Origin of the sequence: Alteromonas sp. MmMcT2-2, from assembly GCF_022348305.1 — a bacterium.
GTDB lineage: Bacteria > Pseudomonadota > Gammaproteobacteria > Enterobacterales > Alteromonadaceae > Alteromonas > Alteromonas macleodii.
Map to the genome: position 1 here is coordinate 1 of NZ_JAKRFA010000099.1, position 3321 is coordinate 3321.

At 35.6% G+C, this 3321-nt stretch carries 3 protein-coding genes and 1 pseudogene; 3 read left to right on the top strand and 1 reads right to left on the bottom strand.

The genetic code is table 11. From position 1 onward, the window contains the following. Positions 1–37 precede the first annotated feature (37 nt). Positions 38–976, bottom strand: coding sequence for an AraC family transcriptional regulator ligand-binding domain-containing protein (locus MHM99_RS20900; protein ID WP_187447987.1), 939 nt, complete (start codon positions 974–976; stop codon positions 38–40). A 148-nt stretch (positions 977–1124) separates the two neighbouring features. On the opposite strand from MHM99_RS20900, the pseudogene MHM99_RS20905 reads away from it, so the two are divergent. The 3 genes and pseudogenes from MHM99_RS20905 to MHM99_RS20915 form a co-directional block, all read left to right on the top strand. Next, positions 1125–1689: pseudogene (locus MHM99_RS20905) on the top strand (MMPL family transporter); the annotation flags it as partial. 96 nt (positions 1690–1785) lie between these two features. Beyond that, positions 1786–2766 (top strand): BtrH N-terminal domain-containing protein, encoded by a 981-nt coding sequence (locus MHM99_RS21440; RefSeq protein WP_187447988.1) that lies wholly within the window; start codon positions 1786–1788, stop codon positions 2764–2766. A gap of 34 nt (positions 2767–2800) precedes the next feature. Beyond that, entirely contained in the window at positions 2801–3256 is a 456-nt protein-coding gene (locus MHM99_RS20915) for a class I adenylate-forming enzyme family protein (RefSeq protein ID WP_187447989.1), read from the top strand. Positions 3257–3321 lie beyond the last annotated feature (65 nt).

The following is a 3321-nucleotide window of genomic DNA, read 5'->3' on the forward strand; positions in this document are numbered from 1 at the left end:
AGAAAGTGTTTAGGCTTCAAGCAGCCAGCGATTGTATTTAAAGAAATGGCATTGGCTGCTTGATATTGACGAGTGTCGCACTTCGCAGTTGAATTCGGGACTCTTTACGTGTTTTCTCTAATAGACTCTGATAGTTTGTACCTTGCTCATTTAGCTTTCGTTGCATATTTCGAAGACTAAAACCTAAAGATTCAGCGATCACTTGCTGAGAAGGGCTACCAAAAGGTAAAAGATCAAATATCTTTGACTTTACAACATGTTTTAAATCATTTTTATCTATACGAGACATGAACTCTTCAAGAATTTTTTCATGCATTTGAGTTATTAATGAATTAGTCGTTATCAATTGCTTTTGAGTTTGTTCAAGATCAAAAACAATAGTTGTTTTTTCTGCATTAAATACAACATCACATTTAAAGTAGTCATTTAAATAATCAGTATCATGATTAGGCTCGGGAAAAGAAAACAACACTTTCAAAGGTACAATATTTGCTCCTGCTAACTCCCTAGAAAATTTAATTACAGTGAGAATAAAAAGTTCAACTCCAACATAAGATAATACAGGGCTCGCTGTACTTTTATGGCAAAACAAATTCATATGAACCAATAATTGACTATTCCTTTCTAACGCCGTGAGCTTACATGTATTTGATAGTACTCTTTTGTAGTTAGCTAAGCATTGGAGAGCAGCTTGTAGGCTTTCAGACGAGACCATGGCATAACCAAGAGCATGAAATATATTAGGATGAAACTGATTGGCAACAGAAATGGAGAAATCATGCCGATTCAACTTAGCGTTAGTATAATTAAGTATTTTAGTTATATTTTTTGCTGTAGTTCTTGATTCTGGGTTATTAAAAGCACGGCTATCAATCTTAAAATTTTGACATGCTTCATCAAAATCAAGATCAAATAACTCCATTGCACGCTTAATAGAGATCATCCAACCGCTCAGTACCGTATAACTTTCTTCCATATTTTACTTCCACAAATAAATGTAGACCCCAATAAAATGATTAAAAATGACAAAACAAATACATTTTGACGTAAAAAGCACTAGTTAAAACCAACGCCCTACGTCATCTTATGTAACAAGTTAAACATAAGATTAACAATATCCTCAAGATGGTATTAAATTTCTTCTTGCCGCTGGAAATGCAGGTGTTGAAGCATCAACCAATATCGTAATTGAAGAAGCACAAAAATGAGATGCTTATTTGGGTCTATTCCGTTGTTATTATTATTTGTTTAATTACCTTTAGATCGGTGCCTGTTGTTGTATGCATCATAGTTCCTTTGATTGTCACTTCGGTGTTAAGTCAAGCGTTAATGGCCTTTGTAGGTATAGGCGTTAAAGTTGCAACATTACCTGTAATTGCATTAGGTGTCGGGATTGGGGTTGATTATGGCATCTATATTTTCAGTAAAATAAAAGAAGGGCTTGCCATGAAAAAGTCACTCTATATGTCTTATTTATATACATTAAACCAAACAGGTAAAGCAGTAGGCTTTACTGGCGTAACTTTAGCAATATGTGTAGCGACATGGGCTTTCTCTCCAATCAAATTTCAATCCGATATGGGCTTATTATTAACCTTTATGTTTGTTTTTAATATGATCGGTGCGCTTACCTTAATTCCAAGTTTAGCTTGGTTATTACGTATCGGAAAAAGCCAGAGCGAATCTTAGATCGTAAACTACTAATAATACTTTAACGATGGCTACATCGTTAAAGTATTAAGCTTATCTTATAGATATGCGTTTAAGCAAATTCAAGGATATTAAGTGACTTTAATTAATCATACACATGTTCCAGGACATCATTGTTCTAGTACTGCAATAGCAGACTTGGTTCGTTTTCATCATTTCAATTGGAGTGAAGACTTCTGTTTTGGTATAGGCGGCGGCTTAGGCATTACTTATTTAAAAACACCGTCTTCATCCCCTACTCGCCTGCTTCATACACGCTCTTTAGGATATGAAAAACGCTTTTTCAATGCTATTGGTGTAGATGATTTTTCATGGTTAAGTGGCCGTACGGAAGAAGAAAGCGAGAAACAACTTCTTTGTGCCATAGACGAAAACCGGCCTGCCCTACTGCTTAGTGACATATTTTATTTACATTACTTTAATTCATCGAGTCATTTTCCGGGTCATGGAATTATGGTTTGGGGTTACGATAAAAACGATAAAATTTTTTATGTAACCGATACCGAAAGAGAAAACTTAGAAAGCGTGCCTTTTTCTGATATGAGAAAAGCGCGGGTATCACAAATCCCCCCCTTTATATGTAATGGTGATTTTTATGCTCCGCATCATCTATCCAAACCTACAGATTTACAAACACTATGCAAATTGGCTATTAAGGAAAATGCACATAGGTTGCTTAACTCAACTGACCATGCAAGCGGCTTTTCTGCTTTGCACTCCCTGACCGATGATCTCAGTAATTGGGCCGAATCTGATGACTGGCAATGGAACTGTCGATTTGCCTACCAAACCATTGAAAAAAGAGGTACAGGTGGCAGTGGTTTTAGAAAAATGTATGCTCGATTCTTAGCTGAAGCGGGTCAACATCTAGAATCTATTAAAACCTTAGAATTAGAAAATAAAATGCTTGAAAGTGCACAGAGTTGGCATGTGCTTTCAAACGCTTTTAAGCAAACCTCTGAGAACAATAAACCAGATTTTGAATTTATTAAAAAATGTATTAAACAAGTGATTGCAAAAGAAACCATCTATTGTGAGAGCGCTTTATTAGTTTAAGTTTATAACATAATTAAAAAATAGAGGAATACTGATGGATACTTCCAGAAATATAATTAACAGAGTTGCCATGGGTGATGTTTTTAGGCGTAAAGCAGCAACATCCCCGAACCTTGATGCCATTGTGGAATACAGAAACAATGAACGGCTTGCCTATACCCATTTAGCGTTAAATAAAGCGCTAAATAAAGTTGATCATATGTTAAGAGCGTTAAATATAAAACAAGGTGATAGAGTTGCATTAGCCAGTCCTAATTCAATTGAATTCGCTCTCGTTATTTATGGTTGCATGAAAGCAGGCGTTGTTGTTGTACCTGTAAATTATTTACAAGGTCCTTCTGATTTGGTTTTTACGCTTAATCACTGCGAAGCTAAAGCGATATTTATTGAAGATTCATTAGTTGAAAAATTTGAAGAATGCAAACACGAACTCAATGTTTTGAAACATTGGATTTCAATACTGAGGGATCCCCACGAATTTAGCATGTAATCTTGCTCATGCAAGCTTCAGCGGTGAGTTCATCAAGCCAGCGGATCGTCTTTTTCCACTGATGC

What these genes read in the sequence shown, in the direction of transcription:
- MHM99_RS20915 (WP_187447989.1), top strand. Translation starts at nt 2,801, where the DNA reads ATGGATACTTCCAGAAATATAATTAACAGAGTTGCCATGGGTGATGTT.
- MHM99_RS20900 (WP_187447987.1), bottom strand. Translation starts at nt 976, where the DNA reads ATGGAAGAAAGTTATACGGTACTGAGCGGTTGGATGATCTCTATTAAG.